The organism is Synechococcus sp. LA31 (genome assembly GCF_018502385.1).
GTDB lineage: Bacteria > Cyanobacteriota > Cyanobacteriia > PCC-6307 > Cyanobiaceae > Vulcanococcus.
The window spans coordinates 12,886-32,313 of sequence record NZ_CP075523.1; the positions used below are offsets into that span (position 1 = coordinate 12,886).

General features: G+C 65.8%; 24 protein-coding genes. 10 read left to right on the forward strand and 14 right to left on the reverse strand.

Annotated elements, in window-relative coordinates:
- Positions 1 to 38: 38 nt before the first annotated feature.
- On the reverse strand, positions 39 to 1,046 hold the full coding sequence (gene pheS, locus KJJ24_RS00075; protein WP_214339900.1) for a phenylalanine--tRNA ligase subunit alpha: 1,008 nt from the start codon (positions 1,044 to 1,046) through the stop codon (positions 39 to 41).
- Between the two features lie 68 nt (positions 1,047 to 1,114).
- Here pheS and surE point away from each other — a divergent pair, with 68 nt between their 5' ends.
- Positions 1,115 to 1,894, forward strand: a complete 780-nt coding sequence (gene surE, locus KJJ24_RS00080; RefSeq protein WP_214339902.1) for a 5'/3'-nucleotidase SurE — start codon at positions 1,115 to 1,117, stop codon at positions 1,892 to 1,894.
- Here surE and KJJ24_RS00085 read toward each other — a convergent pair.
- Positions 1,891 to 2,469, reverse strand: coding sequence for a DUF3611 family protein (locus tag KJJ24_RS00085; protein WP_214339904.1), 579 nt, complete (start codon positions 2,467 to 2,469; stop codon positions 1,891 to 1,893). The two genes, surE and KJJ24_RS00085, sit on opposite strands and share 4 nt — an antisense overlap.
- A 92-nt stretch (positions 2,470 to 2,561) precedes the next feature.
- On the opposite strand from KJJ24_RS00085, the gene KJJ24_RS00090 reads away from it, so the two are divergent.
- From KJJ24_RS00090 to KJJ24_RS00115, 6 genes are all read left to right on the forward strand, one after another.
- Positions 2,562 to 3,548 carry a bifunctional riboflavin kinase/FAD synthetase gene (locus tag KJJ24_RS00090; protein WP_214339906.1) on the forward strand — a complete coding sequence of 329 codons (987 nt, stop codon included), beginning with the start codon at positions 2,562 to 2,564 and terminating at the stop codon, positions 3,546 to 3,548.
- 104 nt (positions 3,549 to 3,652) lie between these two features.
- A complete protein-coding gene (locus tag KJJ24_RS00095; RefSeq protein ID WP_214339908.1) occupies positions 3,653 to 4,723 on the forward strand; it encodes a thiamine phosphate synthase in 1,071 nt (356 codons plus the stop codon).
- Positions 4,723 to 4,941 carry a sulfur carrier protein ThiS gene (gene thiS / locus KJJ24_RS00100; RefSeq protein WP_214339911.1) on the forward strand — a complete coding sequence of 73 codons (219 nt, stop codon included), beginning with the start codon at positions 4,723 to 4,725 and terminating at the stop codon, positions 4,939 to 4,941. The genes KJJ24_RS00095 and thiS overlap by 1 nt, the downstream gene beginning before the upstream one ends.
- Before the next feature lie 80 nt (positions 4,942 to 5,021).
- Entirely contained in the window at positions 5,022 to 5,927 is a 906-nt protein-coding gene (locus KJJ24_RS00105; protein ID WP_214343068.1) for a DUF1517 domain-containing protein, read from the forward strand.
- A gap of 124 nt (positions 5,928 to 6,051) precedes the next feature.
- Positions 6,052 to 6,222, forward strand: a complete 171-nt coding sequence (locus KJJ24_RS00110) for a hypothetical protein (protein WP_214339913.1) — start codon at positions 6,052 to 6,054, stop codon at positions 6,220 to 6,222.
- An 84-nt stretch (positions 6,223 to 6,306) separates the two neighbouring features.
- Entirely contained in the window at positions 6,307 to 6,462 is a 156-nt protein-coding gene (locus KJJ24_RS00115) for a hypothetical protein (RefSeq protein WP_214339915.1), read from the forward strand.
- Here KJJ24_RS00115 and larB read toward each other — a convergent pair.
- The 4 genes from larB to KJJ24_RS00135 are packed head-to-tail and all read right to left on the reverse strand — an operon-like array spanning position 6,422 to position 8,530.
- Complete coding sequence (larB, locus tag KJJ24_RS00120) at positions 6,422 to 7,120, reverse strand: nickel pincer cofactor biosynthesis protein LarB (RefSeq protein WP_214339916.1); 699 nt, start codon at positions 7,118 to 7,120, stop codon at positions 6,422 to 6,424. The genes KJJ24_RS00115 and larB overlap by 41 nt on opposite strands.
- Positions 7,117 to 7,503 carry a TIGR03792 family protein gene (locus tag KJJ24_RS00125; RefSeq protein WP_214343069.1) on the reverse strand — a complete coding sequence of 129 codons (387 nt, stop codon included), beginning with the start codon at positions 7,501 to 7,503 and terminating at the stop codon, positions 7,117 to 7,119. The genes larB and KJJ24_RS00125 overlap by 4 nt, the downstream gene beginning before the upstream one ends.
- 47 nt (positions 7,504 to 7,550) lie before the next feature.
- Positions 7,551 to 8,036, reverse strand: a complete 486-nt coding sequence (gene ispF, locus KJJ24_RS00130) for a 2-C-methyl-D-erythritol 2,4-cyclodiphosphate synthase (RefSeq protein WP_214339917.1) — start codon at positions 8,034 to 8,036, stop codon at positions 7,551 to 7,553.
- Positions 8,037 to 8,086: 50 nt separating this feature from the next.
- A complete protein-coding gene (locus tag KJJ24_RS00135; RefSeq protein WP_214339926.1) occupies positions 8,087 to 8,530 on the reverse strand; it encodes an NfeD family protein in 444 nt (147 codons plus the stop codon).
- A 43-nt stretch (positions 8,531 to 8,573) separates the two neighbouring features.
- On the opposite strand from KJJ24_RS00135, the gene KJJ24_RS00140 reads away from it, so the two are divergent.
- On the forward strand, positions 8,574 to 9,488 hold the full coding sequence (locus KJJ24_RS00140; protein WP_214339928.1) for an SPFH domain-containing protein: 915 nt from the start codon (positions 8,574 to 8,576) through the stop codon (positions 9,486 to 9,488).
- Positions 9,489 to 9,491: 3 nt separating this feature from the next.
- On the opposite strand, the gene trmD is transcribed toward KJJ24_RS00140, so the two are convergent.
- The 3 genes from trmD to era form a co-directional block, all read right to left on the reverse strand.
- Positions 9,492 to 10,190 carry a tRNA (guanosine(37)-N1)-methyltransferase TrmD gene (gene trmD, locus KJJ24_RS00145; RefSeq protein ID WP_214343071.1) on the reverse strand — a complete coding sequence of 233 codons (699 nt, stop codon included), beginning with the start codon at positions 10,188 to 10,190 and terminating at the stop codon, positions 9,492 to 9,494.
- A 20-nt stretch (positions 10,191 to 10,210) separates the two neighbouring features.
- Positions 10,211 to 10,696, reverse strand: a complete 486-nt coding sequence (locus tag KJJ24_RS00150) for a phycobiliprotein lyase (RefSeq protein WP_214339929.1) — start codon at positions 10,694 to 10,696, stop codon at positions 10,211 to 10,213.
- Between the two features lie 109 nt (positions 10,697 to 10,805).
- Positions 10,806 to 11,729, reverse strand: coding sequence for a GTPase Era (gene era, locus KJJ24_RS00155; protein WP_214343080.1), 924 nt, complete (start codon positions 11,727 to 11,729; stop codon positions 10,806 to 10,808).
- A gap of 113 nt (positions 11,730 to 11,842) precedes the next feature.
- On the opposite strand from era, the gene KJJ24_RS00160 reads away from it, so the two are divergent.
- Complete coding sequence (locus KJJ24_RS00160) at positions 11,843 to 12,370, forward strand: hypothetical protein (protein WP_214339930.1); 528 nt, start codon at positions 11,843 to 11,845, stop codon at positions 12,368 to 12,370.
- 39 nt (positions 12,371 to 12,409) lie between these two features.
- Positions 12,410 to 13,426 carry a DUF389 domain-containing protein gene (locus KJJ24_RS00165; RefSeq protein ID WP_214339931.1) on the forward strand — a complete coding sequence of 339 codons (1,017 nt, stop codon included), beginning with the start codon at positions 12,410 to 12,412 and terminating at the stop codon, positions 13,424 to 13,426.
- A gap of 66 nt (positions 13,427 to 13,492) precedes the next feature.
- On the opposite strand, the gene KJJ24_RS00170 is transcribed toward KJJ24_RS00165, so the two are convergent.
- From KJJ24_RS00170 to KJJ24_RS00190, 5 genes are all read right to left on the reverse strand, one after another.
- Complete coding sequence (locus KJJ24_RS00170) at positions 13,493 to 14,227, reverse strand: Bax inhibitor-1 family protein (protein ID WP_214339932.1); 735 nt, start codon at positions 14,225 to 14,227, stop codon at positions 13,493 to 13,495.
- A gap of 96 nt (positions 14,228 to 14,323) precedes the next feature.
- Positions 14,324 to 15,325 (reverse strand): PhoH family protein, encoded by a 1,002-nt coding sequence (locus KJJ24_RS00175; protein ID WP_214339933.1) that lies wholly within the window; start codon positions 15,323 to 15,325, stop codon positions 14,324 to 14,326.
- Between the two features lie 11 nt (positions 15,326 to 15,336).
- The gene (rpsP, locus tag KJJ24_RS00180; RefSeq protein WP_214339934.1) at positions 15,337 to 15,735 is read right to left on the reverse strand and encodes a 30S ribosomal protein S16; all 399 of its coding nucleotides are present in this window, start codon (positions 15,733 to 15,735) and stop codon (positions 15,337 to 15,339) included.
- A 97-nt stretch (positions 15,736 to 15,832) separates the two neighbouring features.
- Positions 15,833 to 17,299, reverse strand: a complete 1,467-nt coding sequence (gene ffh / locus KJJ24_RS00185; RefSeq protein ID WP_214339936.1) for a signal recognition particle protein — start codon at positions 17,297 to 17,299, stop codon at positions 15,833 to 15,835.
- A gap of 69 nt (positions 17,300 to 17,368) precedes the next feature.
- A complete protein-coding gene (locus KJJ24_RS00190; RefSeq protein ID WP_214339940.1) occupies positions 17,369 to 19,315 on the reverse strand; it encodes an IMS domain-containing protein in 1,947 nt (648 codons plus the stop codon).
- Positions 19,316 to 19,428 lie beyond the last annotated feature (113 nt).

Genomic DNA, 19,428 nt, shown 5'->3' on the forward strand with positions numbered 1-19,428 from the left:
GAAGGTCAGCCGATTTTATGGGTGCCCTCCGGATCTGATCAGAACTGTTCCAGGAAACGCAGGTCTGAGGTGAACAGGCGGCGGATGTCATCGATGCCGTGGCGCACCATGCAGAAGCGCTCCACCCCTAGGCCGGCTGCAAAACCGCTGTAGCGCTCCGGATCGATGCCCAGGCCTTCCAGCACGGCTGGATCCACCATCCCACAGCCCATCACCTCGAGCCAGCGACCGCGCCATTGCACATCCACCTCAGCGGAGGGTTCGGTGAAGGGGAAATAGCTAGCGCGGAAGCGCACCGGAAGGTCGCCGAAGAAGCGCTGCAGGAAGGTGGTCACTGTGCCGCGCAGATGGCTGAAATCCAGCCCCTCATCGATCGCCAGCACCTCCACTTGATGGAACACCGGGGAGTGGGTGGCATCCACGGCATCGCGGCGATACACGCGGCCGGGAGCCACGATTCGCACCGGCGGAGGGTTCTTCTCCAGGTGGCGGATCTGCACCGGGGAGGTGTGGGTGCGCAGCAACGCGTGCTCGCTCAAATAGAAGGTGTCTTGCATATCCCGCGCCGGGTGGTGGGGCGGGATATTCAGGGCCGTGAAGTTGTAGTGGTCGGTTTCGATCTCCGGGCCTTCCTCCACCCGGTAGCCCAGGCCGGAAAAGATGTCCACGATCTCCTCGATCGTGCTGATGAGCGGGTGCCGGTGGCCGGCCGGGATGAAGCTTGCCGGCATGGTCACATCCAGGGTTTCGCCCGCGATGCGCTCCGCCATGGCCGCGGCTTTCACGGCCGTGAGCCGCTCGCTCAGCAGGCCCTGCACCTGCTCCTTGAGCACGTTGGCCCGTTGGCCCACCACGGGGCGTTCATCGCCGGGCAGCTTGCCCATGGCGCCAAGCACCGCCGAGAGCTTGCCCTTCTTGCCCAGCAGCCCCACCCGCAGCTCTTCGAGTGCAGCGGCGGAAGCAGCGGTGGCAATCGCCTTGGCGGCCTCAGCCTCCAGCTGATCGAGCTGTTCGGTGAGCTGCTGCAGGCTGATCGTGGCGCTCACGGCTGTGTTCCGGTAGCCCGTGACTTTAAGAAGGCGGCCTCTAGCCTCCAGACAGCGGCCCCTAGCCCTTGCGGATCCTGATCAGTAACGACGACGGCGTGTTCGCCGATGGCATCCGTGCCCTAGCGGCGGAGGCCGCGGGCCGCGGCCATCAGGTGAGCGTGGTGTGCCCGGATCAGGAGCGCTCGGCCACCGGTCATGGGCTCACCCTGCAGACGCCCCTGCGCGCCGAGCGGGCCGATGAGCTGTTCGCACCCGGCATTCAGGCCTGGGCCTGCAGCGGCACCCCCAGCGATTGCGTGAAATTGGCCTTGTTTGCCTTGCTGGAGGAGTGGCCGGATCTGGTGCTCTCCGGTATTAACCATGGCCCCAACCTCGGCACCGACACGCTTTATTCCGGCACCGTGAGCGCTGCCATGGAGGGCACGATCGAGGGGTTGCCGGCGTTGGCTGTGAGCAGCGCCGATTTCCGTTGGCGGCAGTTCGAGCCCGCGGCCCGCATCGCCCTGGATGTGGTCGAACATCTGCATGCCGGTGGATGGCCCCCGAGAGTGTTGGTCAACCTGAATGTGCCGCCGTTGGCGGCGGAGGCCATTGGCCCGCTGCGTTGGTGCCGCAAGGCCGTGCGCCGCTACACCGATCAATTCGACAAGCGCGTCGATCCCCGCGGCCGCACCTATTACTGGCTGGCCGGCGAGGTGGCCAACGATCTGGAGGCCGAGGTGGCGGGCCCGCCCGATTGGCCGATCGATGTGGCTCACGTAGCGGCTGGTGGGGTGTCGCTCACCCCCTTGCAACCGGAGTTGTTCTGGCGTGGTGCCAGCGCGGATCTACCGGCCCTGCCTTAGCTGCCGCTGGGCCGGTAGATCCGCTGCAGCATCCAGATGCTGATCCACAGACCGATCACATGGGCGAACAGCACCTGGGTGTTGCTCAACACCGAGAGCATCTCCAGCGAGGTGATCGGGTAGTTGGTGATGCGCCCGCCAGGGGTGGTCATGGCCCCGCCGAAGGCGAAGCCCGCCTGCATCGACGCCTGCACGAACAGGCTCCCGGCCAGGGATTGATAGCCCACGGCGCCGAGGGTGAGGCCCACCAGGTCGGCCAGCACGCTCCGCTTGATCAACCGAGCGGTTTCACCCTTGCTCGGGTGCACGGCTCCATTGAGAGCGCGGCCACAGCGCACGATCAGACCGCTCTGCCAGATCGACCAGAGCAACACCAGAAAAGCCAGGCTGGTGAGCGATAGCCCGGGGCCCAGGCCGAGGGCTTTGTCGGCTCGGGCGGCGATCTGACCGCCAACGTTGTTGAACAGCAGCACCCCCATCACCACCACCCCCAGAACCACCTGAGACCAGAGCCGGATCCAGCCGAGTCGACGCAGGGCGGCGGAGATCAGTTGCAGGTCGAGGCGATCGGCCATGGGGGTGGAGCGAGGGCACCGGAGGTTGCTCAAACCTGCCATGGGAGAATGATTTCGGCGAGGCCCTGGATGCGCTTGTTGGTGAACCGGCCTTGATTCCACTGCGCAGCCCTGATCAGGCAGCCCGTCCCACGGCCATTGCTCTGGGCAGTTTTGACGGGTTGCACGAAGGCCATCGCCAGGTGATTGCCTCAGTGGTGAACCACGCGGCCGCTGGCCAGCTGGTTCCCACCGTGGTGAGCTTCTGGCCGCATCCGCGCGAAGTGCTGCACGGCGAGGCAAGGCTGCGGCTCGATCTGCCCGCCGAGAAGGTGGATCTGCTGGAGCCGCTCGGGATTGCGCAATTGGTGCTCGTGCCCTTTACGCCAGCTCTGGCGGCGTTGAGCCCCGAGGCTTTTGTGGAGCAGGTGCTGGTGCAGCAGCTGCAGGCGAGGCTGGTGGCCGTGGGAGACAACTTCCGCTTCGGTTCTGGTCGCAGCGGCGATATCCACACCCTGCGCGAGCTCTGCGCGGCCCGGGACATTGCGGTGTTGGTGCAGCCGATCCTGAGCGATAGCAGCGGTCGTCTCAGCAGCAGCCGCATTCGTTGCGCTCTCGAGGCCGGCGAGCTGGAGGAGGCCACCCGCCTGCTCGGACGCTCGTATCGCTTCGGCGGGCGCGTGGTGCGCGGCCGCGGCCTGGGCCGTGAGCTGGGGTGGCCCACCGCCAACCTGCAGGTGGATGGTCGCAAGTTTTTGCCGCAGCAGGGGGTGTATGCCGCCTGGGTGTGGCTGCAGGGGGAGCGCCTGCCGGCGGTGATGAATCTGGGGCCTCAGCCCACGGTGGACCCCACCGCCCCATCGGCAGTGGAAGTGCATGTGCTGGGCCAGCGGCTGGAGCTCGAGGGTGCGGAGCTGCTGGTGGAGCCTGTGGCGTTGCTGCGGCAGCAGCAGCGCTTCGAAAGCTTGGATGCGCTGGTGGCCCAGATCGCGCGGGATGCGGCCCGGGCGGAAGAGCTGCTTGGTTCAGCCGGCTGGGTAGGCGTTGGCCAGGCCCCAGCTGATGAAGGCAGCGATGGCCCCCAGCAGCAGAATCCCTGAAATCAGCACCAGCATTGGGCTGTCGGATTCGCCCTGCTCCATGGCCATGGCCTGAGGTTGTTGGACGCAGCCTAAACAGCCCTCCCCGCTTCTATCCCCCCTTCATGACCGCCCCAGCACAACTCCAGCCGGTGTTGCGCCTGCTCGACGCCAACCTCGATCGCGCCCGCGAAGGCCTGCGGGTGGTTGAAGACTGGTGCCGTTTCGGCCTTGATCGCGCCGATTTGGTGGCCCAGCTCAAGGATCTGCGCCAGCGGCTGGGCCTGTTGCATCACGAGCGCTACAAGCAGGCCCGCCATACCGCTGGGGATGTGGCGGCAGGCATGGCCCATCCCGCCCAGGAGCAGCGTCAGCAGCCCCAGCAGGTTGTGGCGGCCAATTGCGGGCGGGTGCAGGAGGCATTGCGGGTGCTGGAGGAATTCGGGCGAGGGGTGGATGCACCGCTGGTCAGCGAGGCCGCGGCGATTCGCTATGCCCTCTACGACCTGGAAGTGGAGCTGCTTCGAGCCGCAGGCACCGGCGATCAGCGGCGCCGCCAGCTGGCTGAGTGCCAGCTGTATCTGGTCACCAGCCCCGCTCCTGATCTGCTGAAGGTGGTGCAGGCCGCTTTGGAGGGAGGGGTGCGGCTGGTGCAATACCGGGCCAAGGAGGGAAGCCTGGCTCCCGATGGTCAGCCGATCACCGATGCGGTGCGCTTCGAGCAAGCCCAGGCGTTGCGCCAGCTCTGCAGCAGCTTTGGAGCCTTGTTTGTGGTGAACGACCGCATCGACCTGGCCTTGGCAGTGGATGCCGATGGTGTGCACCTGGGTCAAGGTGATCTGCCGCCTGCGCTGGCCCGATCCTTGCTGGGCCCGGAGAAGCTGATCGGCCGCAGCACCCATGCCCTCAGCCAGCTGCACCAGGCGATGGCCGATGGCTGCGATTACGTGGGGGTGGGGCCCGTGAATGCCACTCCCACCAAGCCAGGCCGTGAGCCGGTGGGCTTGGATTACGTGCGCCAGGCGGCGGCCGAAAGCACGATTCCTTTCTTTGCAATCGGCGGCATCGAGCCTGGCAATCTGGCGGCCGTGCAGGCAGCAGGTGCGAAGCGGGTGGCGGTGGTGCGAGCGATCACGGCAGCGTCTGACCCGGCTGCGGCCAGCCGCCAACTGCTGGATTTGCTGCAGGCAGCCTGATGAGCAACACCACGATCGAGGTTCGCCTGAACGGCGAGCCCATTCAGTGCCCCGCCGGGTTGTCGTTGCTGCAGCTGCTGCAGTTGCGCGGTTACAAGCCTGAGCTGGTGGTGGTGGAGTTCAACGGCGAGATCCTGCCCAGGGTTCGCTGGGCGAATCAATCCGTACGGGAAGCCGATGGTGTGGAGGTGGTCACCATCGTGGGAGGGGGTTCCTAGATTTCAGAGCAACTTCTCGGGGTTGTGTTTTGCCTCAACAGCACTCCACACCGCTGCTGCGCCGCTTGTTCAGTCGGCTGATGCTGCCGGCATTGATCAGCGCGGCCCTTGCGGTGGTGGTGCTGTTACCCCAGCCCGCCCTGGCCGCCAGCGGTGGTCGCATCGGTGGTGGCAGCTTCCGCTCCGCCCCCATGCCCCGCAGCTACAGCGGCGGATATGGCGGTGGTGGCTACCAGCGGGGCTACGGCGGCGGCATCGGCTTTCCCTTCATCGTGCCGTTCTTCTTCGGTGGTGGTGGTCTGTTTGGCTTCTTGGTGCTGATGGCGGTGGTGGGCCTGGTGCTCAATGCCGTCCGCGGCGGTGGTGGCGGCGGCGGTCAAGCCCTGCCCGCTGGGGTGCGCGGTGGTGGTCTCGATGCCTATCGGCCCGATGGACCCGTGTCGATCGCTCAGTTGCAGGTGGGCCTGCTGGCGTCAGCCCGCGATCTGCAGCGTGATCTGCGCAACCTCGCATCCAGTTCCGATACCAGCACCAGCAGCGGTCTGCAGCGCGTGCTTCAGGACAGCACCCTGGCCCTGCTTCGCCATCCAGATCTGTGGGTGTACGCCAACGCCGACGTGGGCCAGGTGCCCTTCCAGGCTGCGGAATCCACCTTCAATCGCCTCTCGATGACCGAGCGCAGCAAGCTCTCGGGTGAGATCACCACCAACGTGAGCGGGTCCCGCGGCACGGCTGCCTCCACTGCTGGCGATGCCGATGCCACCAGCGATTACATCGCCGTGACGCTGCTGGTGGCCAGCCGCAGCCGCATCACCCTGAAGCCGCTGAACGGCAGCGAAGAGCTGCGCGAAGTGTTGCGGGTGATCGGCTCGGTGCCCTCGGATCAGCTGCTGGCCTTGGAGGTGATCTGGCAACCGGAAGGCGCGGGCGAGGTGCTAAGCGCCGATGAGCTGATCACGGCCTATCCAGATCTGAAGCATCTTTGAAGTTGATTCTTTCGTTTCTCTGCAGATTTAGGGAATTACAGAAACTCTTCCGCTGAATTGCTGTTGCACAAGCTGTCGGCACCGAGGTGGATTTGTAGGTTGTTAGCCACTTCATCCCCCCTGCGTGTCCGCCTCGTTTCGCCATTCAGAAACCCGTGCCATGCAATGGCAGGCCAATGGTGAGCTTGCCGGTAGCGATCTGCATGCGCTGCTCAGCCGTCTGCATCAGGTGGAAACCGAAGAGCGGGCTCAAGAGTTGCAACAGTGCCTTGGCCCTCGCGCCCAGGACGCTTGAAGCCGATCTGCACGTTGGCCTCGGCCGCCTTGTTTTGAGGCAGTAGGGCCAGCACACTGCGGCTCAAATGGAAGGCGCCTCTCGATGCCGCGTTCCCTGCAATGGGTGAACACTCCTGTGTTGCTTGAGGCGCTTGAGCGCTACGAGCAGCGGCGTTTGCCGCGCTCGATGCACCTCTGGGTGGAGGCCGTGCTCGAGCTCAAGGCAACGGCCCCGCTGCCGCTGCGGCCCCACTGTTGAGAATGCGCAGGGCCGCCATGGCCGCGCCGTAGCCGTTGTCGATGTTCACCACGCTCATCCCCGGTGCACAGCTGGCGAGCATGCCGTGCAAGGCCGCCTGGCCGCCCGCACTCACCCCGTAGCCAACGCTCACCGGCACGCCGATCACCGGTTGAGGCATCAGGCCGGCGAGCACCGTGGGCAGTGCCCCTTCCATGCCTGCGCAAGCAATCAACACACGCGCCTGCTGCAGGCGTTCGAGTTGGCCCAGCAGCCTGTGCAGGCCTGCCACGCCCACATCGAGTAGCTGCTCACAGCAAATCCCATGCCAGTGCAGGGCCAGCTGCGCTTCGCTAGCAACCGGTAAATCGCTGGTGCCACCGCTCAGCACCACCACCTCCCCCAGCTCCGGGCGCAGGGGCGCTGGTGCCCCCAGGCTGAGACAGCGGGCATCGGGGTGAAATTGCAGTTGCCCCACACAGGCTTCGCCTTGCAGGTGCTGCCGCACTGTGTCCGCTTTGGCGGCATCCACCCGGGTGGCTAGAGCCAGTTCATCAGCGGCATGCAAGCGCAGCAGGATCCCAGCGATCTGCTCGGCGGTTTTGTGCTCACCCCAGATCGCCTCCACCATGCCGATGCGGCTGCGGCGTTGCAGATCAAGACGCGCCGTTTCACTCATGCCGCTGGCTGCAGCTCGCCTTCAAATACCAAGGGGAAAGGATTGCCCTGGCTCGTGCCTGTGGCCTCGCGGGCTAATTGCTCAAAGCGCTCTTGCACGGCTTCCACCTCGGCTACGGGAATCGCTTTCCACTGTTCGCGGCTAGCCCAGCGGATCAGAAGGGTCCCTTCTTCGCGTTCGGCATCCCAGAGCAGATCACGCCCGAGATAGCCGGATTGCTGCGCCAGCCAGGGATCCCAACTGCCGCGCTCGGCCTCAAGCCAGGCGGCACGGGCTTCGGCTGGCACCTTCACCCGCAGGTGCTCCACCACCGCCACTTCGAAGCTGCCGCCGAGCTGTTGCTGCTCGGCGATCGCCACATCGGGATGGCCGGCCAGCAGCATCAGCACACACAACACCAGAGCTGAAACCCTAGCGATCAAGCGCTTGGTCACGGCTTCTGCAGCAGCGCCACCGCCTGGCAGGAGATGCCCTCTTCGCGTCCTTCAGGGCCGAGCTTTTCGTTGGTGGTGGCCTTCACGCCCACCTGATCGGGCTCGAGCCCCATACGGGCGGCAATGGCGGCTCGCATCGCTGCGATGTGCGGTTTGAGCTTGGGGCGCTCGGCGATCACCACCGAATCCACATTGATCACTTGCCAGCCCCGCTCGGCAACGAGCGCCACCACTTGCTCCAGCAGTAAGAGGCTGTCGGCCCCCTTCCACTGCGGATCATCGGGCGGGAAATACTTGCCGATGTCGCCCAGCGACAGGGCTCCCAGCAGGGCATCCATGATGGCGTGCACCAGCACGTCAGCATCGCTGTGGCCGTCCAGCCCAAGCCCTGCCGGGTGCTCCAGCCGCTGACCTCCCAGGATTAAGGCGCGGCCCGGCACCAGCCGATGGATGTCGTAGCCGTTCCCGATACGGAGCTGCATGGCCGTAAGGCGTTGCCGTTGGATGCCAACGCCGACCCTATCGCCGCTCGTTAGGGAAGCTGCTGGTGATCGCTGAGCACCTGCAGCTGGTTGCCATCACGGCCCATCACCAGCACGGCATCGCCGGGTGCAAGGGCTTGCTCGGGAGTGAGGTTGGTGGCAGCCCAGCTTTGGCCTTGCCAGCGCACGCGGCCGGAGCTGTTGGCATCGCTGAAACCACTGATCACGGTGGCCCTATCGCTTGTGCCACTGGCTGGGATCGCCCGGCTGCGTCGCCGCGACCAGCGCTGCAGCGCCAGCAGCACGCCTGCAGTGGCCGCCCCAAACAGCAGCAGCTGAGCCACAAGCCCCAGCCCTGGCACTAGGGCTGTGAGCAGCGACACGCCCAGTGCTGCTAGGGCCGCAGCCAGAAGCCCATCGAATTCGGCTCCGAGCCATTCGGCCCCCAGCAGCGCCAGGGCCAGCACAAACCAGAGCAGCGGAGCTGGAACCATCTCCCCATGCTGCCTAGCTTGAGGTCAGCGTGCTCGCCTGCCTGTGGAAACCCTTTTCGGTCTGCCCGCCTTGGCGGTGATCGCCCTGTTGGGCATCAACGGCGTGAAAGTTACCAGTGGCGGCCAGTCGCGCCTGGTAGAGCGCCTTGGCAAATACGACCGCCAGCTGCAGCCAGGCCTCTCCTTCGTGCTGCCGGTGGTGGAGCGGGTGGTGAGCCACGAATCGCTGAAGGAGCGGGTGCTCGATATCCCGCCGCAGCAGTGCATCACCCGCGACAACGTGGCGATCGAGGTGGATGCCGTTGTGTATTGGCAGCTGCTGGAGCACTCCCGCGCCTACTACGGCGTGGACAACCTGCAGGCGGCGATGGTGAATCTGGTGCTCACCCAGATCCGCGCTGAGATGGGCAAGCTTGATCTTGATCAAACCTTCACCACCCGCCAGGAGGTGAATGAAGCGCTGCTGCGCGAGCTCGATCAGGCCACCGATCCCTGGGGCGTGAAGGTGACCCGCGTTGAACTGCGCGACATCCAGCCCTCCCGCGGCGTGCAGCAGGCGATGGAGCAGCAGATGACCGCCGAGCGCGAAAAGCGGGCGGCGATTTTGCGCTCGGAAGGCGAGCGCGAATCGCAGCTCAACGCCGCCCGCGGCCGGGCTGAAGCCTTGGTGCTCGATGCCAAGGCCAAGCAGGAAGCGCTGCTGCTGGAAGCTGAAGCCCAGGCCAAGCAACAGGAGCTGCTGGCTCAGGCCCGCGCCGATGCCGCCACCCGGCTGGCAACGGTGATGCAATCCCACCCGCAGGCCTCCGAGGCCATTCGCCTGCTGCTGGCCGGCGATTGGATGGCCATGGGCGAATCGATGGCCAATGCCCCTGCCGGCAGCGTGCTGATGGTGGATCCCCAGAGCCCTGCCGCTCTGCTCACGGCCCTGCGCGATCTGCAGAAGCCTCAGGGCTAAGGCCTACTGCTGCTGTTGCTGCGCCTGCCAGCGGGCGTAGAGGTCGGGGCGGCGGTCGCGGGTGCGCTCTTGTTGCTGCTCGGCTCGCCAGCGGGCGATGGCGCCGTGGTCGCCGCTGCGCAGCACATCAGGCACGGTGAGACCGCGGAAGTCGGCGGGACGGGTGTAGTGGGGGTGCTCCAGCAGCAGGGCGCTGTGGCTTTCCTCTTCCAGGCAGGCCTCGGTGCCCACGGTGCCTGGTAGCAGGCGCACCACGCCGTTGATGATCGTCATCGCCGGCAGTTCACCGCCGGTGAGCACGAAATCCCCGATCGACACCTCTTCATCGGCCAGGGCGCGGATGCGCTCATCGAAACCTTCGTAGTGGCCGCAGAGAAACACCAGCTGGTCGTAGCCGCTGGCCCAGCGGCGTAGGTCGGCCTGCTCCAGCGGCTTGCCCTGGGGGCTCATCAGCAGCACCCGCCGCCGCGGCAGCACCGGAATTGCCTCCACCGCGGCGTACACCGGCTCGGGCTTGAGCACCATCCCGGCACCGCCGCCATAGGGCTCATCGTCCACCTTGCGGTAGCGATCGGTGGCGTAATCGCGCGGGTTGTGCACGTGCAGCTCAGCGCGGCCGGCGGCGAAGGCGCGGCCGATCACGCCAAGACCCCGCAAAGGCGTGAACGCCTCCGGCGCCAGGCTCACCACATCAAGGCGCATGGCGGTGGGTTGCAGCTCGCTCAAGCGGCTGGGGTCGCCGGTTTGCTCACCCGGCGGATTTCAGAGCTGAAACTGGCGCGGCCTGGTGTGCCGTCGGCGGGCTGTTCGATCGTGGAGCGCAGGCGCAGGTTGGGCTTGTTGAACCAGATGCGCTCGCGTAGTTCGCCGCCGCCTAGCTGCACAACCAGCTCCAGGCTGCCGTCGGGCCAGAGGGTCCAGCAGCCCTGTTGATCGCCGCTTTGGAAGCTGCCGTCGGCAGCAAACAGCAGCTGCCGCGGCGTTTGATCCTTCGGGCCCACACTGATGCCGCCCGGTTGGCTGCTGGCCGAGGGCTCCACGTAGCGCACCACCAGCTCACCGCGCTCGCTGCTGTGCCATTCATCACCCTCGCCGGCTTCGGCGTCGCTGCCCAGCTGGAAGCGTGAACGCAGGCTCATCCACTCGCCTTCGCAGAAGCGCAGGAAGGCCTCGATGGTGGCGGGGGGAAAGGTGGCGGGATCGCTCATCGGGCGATTCTCTCAGTTCTCTATGCCGCCCACCCAGCGCACCTGTTTCCCGTAGCTCTCAAGCGTGCGATCTGCGCTCAGCAGGGTGCATTGGCTGTGGCTGCGCTGATCAGCTATCTCCCCGATAGCCCAGTTCGGCCAGGCGAGCGGCGCTGCGGCGCCAGTTGGGCACCACTTTCACGAACAGCTCGAGATACACCGGGCCATTGATCAGCTTCTGCATCTGCTGGCGCGCACCGCTGCCGATGTCACGGAGCATGCGGCCGCCTTTGCCGATCAGGATTCCCTTCTGGCTGTTGCGCTCCACCAGCACCGTGGCCAGCACGGCCGTGCGCGGGCCATCATCCACGATGCGCTCGATCTGCACCGCCACCGAGTGGGGCACCTCTTCGCGGGTGTGCTGCAGCACCTGCTCGCGGATCAATTCCGCCAGCAGCAGTTGCTCGGGCTGGTCGCTCACCGCATCGGGCGGATACAAGTGAGGCCCCTCCGGCAACGCGGCCGTGAGGGCCTCCACCAGGCTGTTGGTGCCATCGCCGGTGAGGGCGCTCACCGGGTGCAGGGGCCAGTCGGGCACCAGTTCGCGGTAGCTGGCTTCCAGCTCTGCAGCCTGGGCGGGATCGACCAGGTCGTGCTTATTCAGGGCCACATGCACCGGCGCTCGGGCATGGGAGAGGAGTTCCACGATGAACCCGTCGCCCCGTCCGGCTGGTTGGCTGCCATCCACGAGCAACAACACCAGATCAACCTCGCCGATGGCCCCGCGGGCGCTTTGTACGAGCCGCTCGCCCAGGAGATGGTGCGGTTTGTGGATGCCTGGCGTGTCTACCAGCACCAGCTGGGCCTTAGGGGTGGTGAGGATGGCGCGCAGCCGGTTGCGGGTGGTTTGGGCGATTGGCGAGGTAATCGCCACCTTCTCGCCTACCAAGTGATTGAGCAGGGTGGATTTGCCCACGTTGGGCCGCCCAACCAGGGCAACGAAGCCAGATCGAAAGCCTTCTGGGCTCTGGCCCAGCTCGAAGCCGCCGGCCATGGCCTCGGCGGGCAGGTCGCTCAGTTCCGGAAACGGCGGATATGAGTCGTTGGGGGGGCTTGGCTCCATAACCTCACCTTGGCAGCCCGCAGGCAGTTCACCCCTCTGATCGCATGACCGACGCCACCACGCTTCAGCCCACCTTCCAGCAAGCCATGGAGATCACGGCGCAGTGGTTGGCGCTCTGGGAGAACGGTGAACTCAGCGATGAGGTGCTTGGTGATCGGGTGGCGGAGTTGGTGGCGAGCCGTGATGGCGCACGCGGCTTCTTTGTGGTGTCGCTCGCGGGCGACTCGCCGCTGATGGATCGTCTGCCCGATGCGGTGGTGCTTGCTCTCCGGCAGGAAGGTTTGGGTGTGGTGGATCTCAGTGCGCGCAACCTGGCCATGAGCACGGCGATGGCTATGCACCACCAGCGCAGTGGTGATGCTGGCCAGCAGGCTGGATCGGAGCGGGTGCAGTTGCGCTGCACCGAGCTGTTGCGTTTGCTGGAGCCTGGGGCCGTGAAGGATCGCCTGGAAACCCTGCTGGAGGCCACGGTCGGGCGCGGTGAAGATGTGGCCTTCCTCGATCGCTGGGGCTACGACGCTGAGCAGAAAGCAGCGATTGCAGAGGCGGTGTTGGCCGTGGCCGAACCCTGAGTAGGTGTTTACGGTTTCAGTGGCCGTCGCTGCTGTTGTGTGGAGCTTGCGCCGCGTTTACGCCCCTGGCTGAGGGCCTACCTCTCCAATCCCCGTAACCGGTTGCCGCAGAACCAGCTGGACGCATTGCTGGATGCCCAGTTGGAAGATCCAGTGCGCTATGCGGTGTTGTTAGCGCTGGCCGCCGGCATTGCCACCTATGGCCTGATCGGTGATAGCTCCCCGGTGATCATCGGGGCGATGATCGTCAGCCCGTTGATGTCACCCATCCTCGGCCTGGCCTATGGCTTGGTGCGCCCGGATCCTGGGCTACGCAGCCGCAGCCTGCGCTGGATCGTCTGGGGCGTGCTGGAAGTTGTCTTGATCAGCTTTCTGCTGTCCAACCTCAGCGGTTATGTGGCCTACCGCAGCGAGGTGTTGAACCGGATTGAGCCCTGCAGCCTCGATCTGTGGGTGGCGTTGATCTCCGGGGCAGCTGGAGCCTTCTGCACCCTGAACCCCCAGGTGGCCAGCAGCCTGGCGGGGGTGGCGATTGCGGTGGCGCTGGTGCCGCCGTTATGCGTCACCGGGATCGGATTGGCCGGGCTGATGGATGTGGTGAATCACGGCAACTTTCTGCTGAGTGATCTCAGCTGGCCGGTGACGAGTGGTTCTTTTCTGCTGTTTTTTACCAACCTATTTGGCATCACGGTGGCGGCTGCTTTGGTGCTGCGGCTCTACGGCTATGGCCGCCGAACGGCCATGGGCCGGCTGTTCGCCTCCCTCAGCCTGCTGTTGGCGGCGGTGGTGATTCCGCTTTGGTTGAACGATGCATCGGTGTTTCTGCAGGCCCGGGTGCAGAAGTCATTGCATGTGATTGAGCGGCTGTATCCCGCGATGGAGATCAAAACGGTGATCGCCCAACCCAAACACCAGCCTCCGCAGGTGGAGTTTGTTCTGGGTGTGCCGCGTCAGCCCACCATCGATGAGCGCCGCGACATTCTGCGGCTGGTGGCATCGATCCTGGGGCGCCGCGTGCAAGCCAGCTTCAGCTTTGTCAGCCGCGCATCGTCTTGAAGGCATGCCATGCCACAAAAAAAGCACCCCCGTAGGGGTGCTGGAGACCACGTGATCCGCTGCGGATCAGTCGCGGCGGCCGCCACCGTTGAGGGCGATCACCAGGCGCAGGATGAAGATGAAGAGGTTGATGTAGGTGAGGTACATGCCCAGAGCGCCGGCCAGATACTGGTCATCGCTGTAGGTGCGGGGCATCGTGTAGAAGTCGACGAAGGCGGCGCCCACGAAGATCACGGTGCCGAAGCCGGCGATCAGCAGCTCCATGCCGCCCATGCCGAAGCCGGGCACAAAGATGCCGCCCACGATCTGCACGAGCATGGCGATCACCAGGCCGATAATGCCCAGCCCCACAACGCCGCTCAGGGCCTGACCGACGCTGTCGCTCATGCGACGGCCCATCACTGAGGCCGCCACGAAGGTGATGCCCGTGGCGAGGGCAGCCGTGCCGATGGCGCCGATGCCCGCGGTGCCGATGGCCATGGCTACCAGGCCGCTGAGGGTGTAGCCGGTGATCAGGCTGTAGGCGGCCAGCAGCGGCAGTGCCGTGCCGTTGTTGCCCTTCATGGCCACGTTTTGGGCCGCGAAGAAGAGGATGAAGTTGCCGATCAAGGCCACCCAGAACAGGGGCATGAACAGCGCCGGGTTACTGGCCATGAGGGCCAGACCGCCCATGACGCCACCGGCGGTGAGCACCATCCCGCCGCCCACGTAGGGCAACGCCTTGTTGACCACATTGGGGCCCACCAGCGCGCTCGATTGAGCCTCGCGGATGGCCTCCTGGAAATTGCTGCTGGCCGGCATGGCTCAGAGAGACGACTGACTTCCCCTATCCTGCCAGCGCTTTTTCACCAGTGGGAGGAAGTGAAAGGCTCTGTTGGTGTGGATCCCCCTACGGACTCAGCGCCGGTGAGGTCCGCGGCTAGCGCTGCGTTCGTCGTCGCGGCTGGCGTAGGCGTTGACTAGGCGCTGCACCAGCGGGTGGCGCACCACATCAGCAGCGGTGAGCCGGCAGATGGCAACGCCTTCCACCCCGTCCAGCACCTGAGCCGCCTCGATCAGGCCGCTGAGCTGGCCCGGTGGCAGATCGATCTGGGTGGGATCGCCCGTGACCACCATGCGGGAGCCTTCACCGAGGCGGGTGAGCACCATGCGCATCTGGGCGGTGGTGGTGTTCTGGGCCTCGTCGAGGATCACGAAGGCATCGGCCAGGGTGCGGCCACGCATGTAGGCCAGCGGCGCCACTTCGATCACATTTTTTTCGATCAGGGCGGCGGTGCGCTCTTGGCCCAGAAGGGTGTGCAGGGCGTCGTAAAGAGGGCGCAGGTAGGGATCCACCTTCTGTTGCAGGTCGCCCGGCAGAAAGCCGAGCCGCTCACCCGCTTCCACGGCGGGGCGCGTGAGGATCAGCCGCTCCACCCGGCGCTCCTGAAGAGCGCGCACAGCCTGAACGGCGGCCAAAAAGGTTTTGCCGGTGCCGGCGGGACCTAGGGCCAGGGTGAGGTCGTGGCGCTCAATCGCCTCGACGTAGGCCTTTTGCTTGAGCGTGCGCGGGCGCAGCAGCTTGCCGCTCTGGCTGCGGGCCAACACTTGTTTACCCAGTTGCTGGTGCTCATCGCCACGGCCCGTATCGAGGGCGGAGAGTGCCGTTTGCACGTCCACCTGGGTGATCGCTTGGCCCTCCTGCCAGAGGGGGCGGAGCAGTTCCACCAACCCGGCGGCGCGCTCCAGCTGGTTGGGGCGACCGCGCAATTGCAATGACAAACCCCGCAACACCAGCGAGGCACCAGTCAGGGCTTCGAGGCGATGCAGGGTGGTTTCCGCTTCGCCCGCCAGAGCCATGGCGGCATCCTGGTCGGGCAAATCGATGCTGAAAGAGGTGAGGGTGTCAGCCCCGGACATGGGGCGCAGCCTCAGGCTTCAGCAGCGCCTTCGGCGGGAGCAGCAGCAGCTTCTGCAGCGGCGGCAGCCTCAGCAGCCTTGGCTTCAGCGGCTTCCTTGGCTGCCTGCTTGGCAGCGGCTTCACGGGCAGCGGCTTGCTTCTTCTGGCCAATTACCACGGAAGGGCGCACCTTCTTCTCTACAAGGCCGCCGCGCTCAAGCAGGGTGAGCACGCTTTCGGTGGGTTGGGCACCCTGTGCCAGGCGTGCACGGATCGCTTCGGTGTCGAGGCGGGTTTCCTTGGTGCGGGGGTTGTAGAAGCCCAGCTCCTCGAGGGGGCGACCATCGCGCCGGGAGGTGCTGTTGCAGGCCACCAGGCGGAAGCTCGCTTCCCGCTTTTTACCGAACCGCTTCAGGCGGAGCTTGATCATTGTGGCCTTGCCTTACTGACTGGATAAAGGGTGCGGGCTCCGTTGGAAAGCGGAATCGCGCGCCAAACGACCACAATACTCTTCGAGGTGAACCCCCTCAAAGCTGGCCGAAGCCCTTGCGCTTCTTGGCAGGTTTGGGGGCCTTGGGCATGCCGCCGCCGCCACGGCCGGGGCCGCCCATCCCTGGCATTCCAGGCATCCCGGGCATTCCAGGCATGCCGCCACCCATTCCGGGAAAGCCGCCCATGCCAGGCATGCCGCCGCCACGGGTCATCTGCTGCATGAACCCGCGCATCTGCTGGAAGTTCTGCAGCACTTTGTCCACATCAGCCGGGGTGTGGCCACTGCCGCTGGCGATGCGGCGCCGGCGGGAGGGATTGGCGGCCAGCAGGTCGGGGTCGCTGCGCTCCGCCTCGGTCATCGAGCTGATCATCGCTTCGATCTTCTTGAGCTGCTCTTCGCCCTGCTTGAGCATGCCGTCGTCGATCTTGTTCATCCCCGGGATCATTTTCATCAGACCGCCCAGGGAGCCCATGCGCTTGATCAGGCGCATCTGCTTCACGAAGTCCGAGAAGTCGAAGGTGGCTTCCTGGAGCTTCTGCTGCATCTTGGCCACGTCGGCCAGCTCCACCTCCTTCTGGGCCTTCTCCACCAGGGTGAGCACATCCCCCATGCCGAGGATGCGGCTCGCCATCCGCTCGGGGTGGAAGGGCTGCAGCGCCTCCACCTTCTCGCCGGTGCCGATGAACTTGATCGGCGCGCCGCTCACCTTGCGGATCGAGAGGGCGGCACCACCGCGGGAGTCGCCGTCGAGCTTGGTGAGCACGGCGCCGGTGATGCCCACCTGATCGTGGAAGGCCCGGGTGAGTTCGGCGGCCTCCTGGCCGATCATCGAATCCACCACCAGCAGCACCTCATCAGGGCTGCAGGCCTCCCGGATTCGCACCATTTCCTCCATCATCGATGCATCGATCTGGAGGCGGCCGGCGGTGTCCACCAGCACGGTGTCGAACCCTTCTGCCTTCGCTTTTTCGATGCCTGCGGCGGCGATTGCTTCCGGTTTGGCTTCGGTGCCGAGGCTGAACACCTCCACACCGATCTGGCCGCCCAATGTTTTGAGCTGATCGATGGCTGCGGGGCGATACACATCGGCACCCACCAGCAGCGCTTTGCGGCCCTGTTCTTTGAGGTGCAGGCCGAGCTTGGCCGTGGCGGTGGTTTTGCCGGCGCCTTGCAGACCGGCCATCAGCACCACAGAGGGCTCGCCCGCTTTGCCCCCCGCGGCGAGAGGAGCGTTTTCACCGCCCATGGTGTCCACGAGCTGCTCGTGCACCACCTGGATGAATTTTTGGTCCGGGCTGATGCCGCGCACCACCTCTGCGCCAAGGGCCTTCTTGCGGACTTCGTCCACAAAGTCCTTCACCACCGGCAGGCTCACATCGGCCTCCAGCAGCGCGCGGCGCACCTCCTTCAGGGCGCCATCCACGTTGGTTTCGCTGATGGAGCCCTGGCCGCGCAGGTTTTTGACAGCGTCTTCAAACCGCTGGGAAAGCTCGTCGAACATCAGATGCGCAGGCGGCTGGGGGCGGGCGGCGACAGCCGCTGATGGCGCGATCGTAAAAAGGCGTCGTCCTCAGCTCGGTTTGAAGCCCGCCAGCAACCAGCGATCACCGTCGCGGCCAAACACATAAATGTTGGTGAAGGTGGTGCTGGCGGTCTGGCTCAGCACGGCCCCAGTGCTGCTGCGGCGTTGATCGCTGTATCGGAGTGTTACCTCGGCGGCGATCCGGCGGGGGCTGCGTTCACGCACGCTGAAGCTTTCCACCTTGGCGTTCACCGTTTCGGTGGCACCGGCGTTGCGGTTGGCCTGTTCCTGGCGTTGCAGCAGGGTGACCTGGGAGCTGCGCGCGAGAGCCGTGAGTGCTATGGGCGGTTGCTGACCGGCCAGCACCGCAGCCTTGGCCGCCAGCCAGGCTTCGAGGAGCTCTTGCAGCTGGGTTTCGCTGGGGTCGCTGCTGGTGAGCGGGAAGGCGGGAGCCGGAGGTTCGGGCGCTGGCTCCGGTGCCGCTGCTGTGGACTGCTCAGCCGGTTGCACCGGCAGGGGCTGCACGGTTTGGGGGCGTGGGCGCAGCACCAGCCAGCCCCCAAGTGCGGCCACGAGCACGGTGGCTCCCGCGGCCGGTAGGGCCCAACGGGGCAGATCTGTGATGGCTGGGATGTCCGGCAGCCGAAGCGCCGGTCGTCGCCAGCGGGGACCATCCCACAAGTCGTCGTCGTCGTCGGAATGGAGAAGGTCTGGCTCTGGGGCGCTCTCGAAGCTGAAATCGGGCCACGCCGGCAGCTCCTCCGGGGTGGTAGCAGGCGGGGTTGGGGTGTTCGCGAGGGGGGATGGGCTGCTCTGGCGACCGCGGATGCGGTCTTGTTGCTCCACGTAGGCCTGCACGTCGCGATCGGCGAACCAGGCCTCGAGGTCCACATCGGCCTCGATGTCACGGAAGCCGGGCAGCACTTCGCGGCTCAGCCAGTCGCGGCAGTACGCGCACAGGCGGGCCAGGGGATCGTCGCTCTGCTCTTCAGCCCACTGGCGCAAGGCCTCATCGGCGCCCGCATCAAACATGGCCTGGGCCTGATCCACCTGGCCCAGCAGCAGTTGCTGGCAGGCAAGGAACACCTCGGTGCCGGCCTGGCCTCCGGCCTTGAGGCGCTGGAAGGCAGCTTGGATGCGCTCGGGTTTGCGCTGCACGAAGCCCGCTGCCGTGAGGGCAAAGCTGGCGAGGAAATCTGCGGTGGCCGAGCCGGCATCGCCCCAGCGGCTGAACAGATCCACCTGCTCCTGCACGGTGAGGAATTGCCGGATCTGCTTAAAGAAGGGTTGGAACTCGGCCTGCGGGAAATCACTGTCGAGATCGCCTTCCAGGCCGCCGCGCTGCTGCACCAATTGCTCCAACAGCCCGATGCCCTCCTGGCGGGCGCTGAGCGCCGAGAGGTCTCGGCTGATCAGGTCGAGCACCCGATAGGGCAGGAGAGTTTTCAGCTGGTGTTCCAGCTGGCGGCGCTGCTCGGGGAGTTGGCCCATGCGCTGCAGCAGCTGCAAGCCCTGTTGCAGCGTGCGGGCCGAGGCTTCGTAGCGGCGCTGGTTGCGGTAATCGGTTGCGGCGGCCTGGCAGGCGATGCCGGCCAACAGGGTGAGATCCGCTTCACGGCTGCTGCCTAGGGCGGGCGCCTGGGGCGGCTGGAGGCCGCGGCTGGCGGCTTCGAAGGCCTCTTGGGCCTGGCCGGCCTCCATTAGCAGCAACAAGCCGCCCACTTCGCGGGAGGGGGGGATCTCCAACGCGGCGATGGCCCCTTCGCCCGTGTCGGCGATGGCGGTGAGTTCGCGCTCGTAGCTGTGGCGCCGCTCCTCATCGCTGAGCAGGTCAGCGCTGGCCTGCAACAGCTGCGCTCGGGCCTGCAGCGTGTCGTGGGTGAAGCCCTGGTCCGGGGCTCGATCCAGGCGCTGCTGCAGGGTGCGCAGCACGGTTTCCCCGTCCGTCGTGGGGGAGACACCGAGGAGGCGGAAGTGGTCGATCGGCAGTTCCAATCCGCCCCGTTCGCTTGGGCGCGACTGTAGTCAGGGTCTGTGGTTTTGGCTTGAATCTGCACATCCTTTGCTGATGGACCCCGTACAGTCGGTCCAGCATCAGTAGTGGCCGG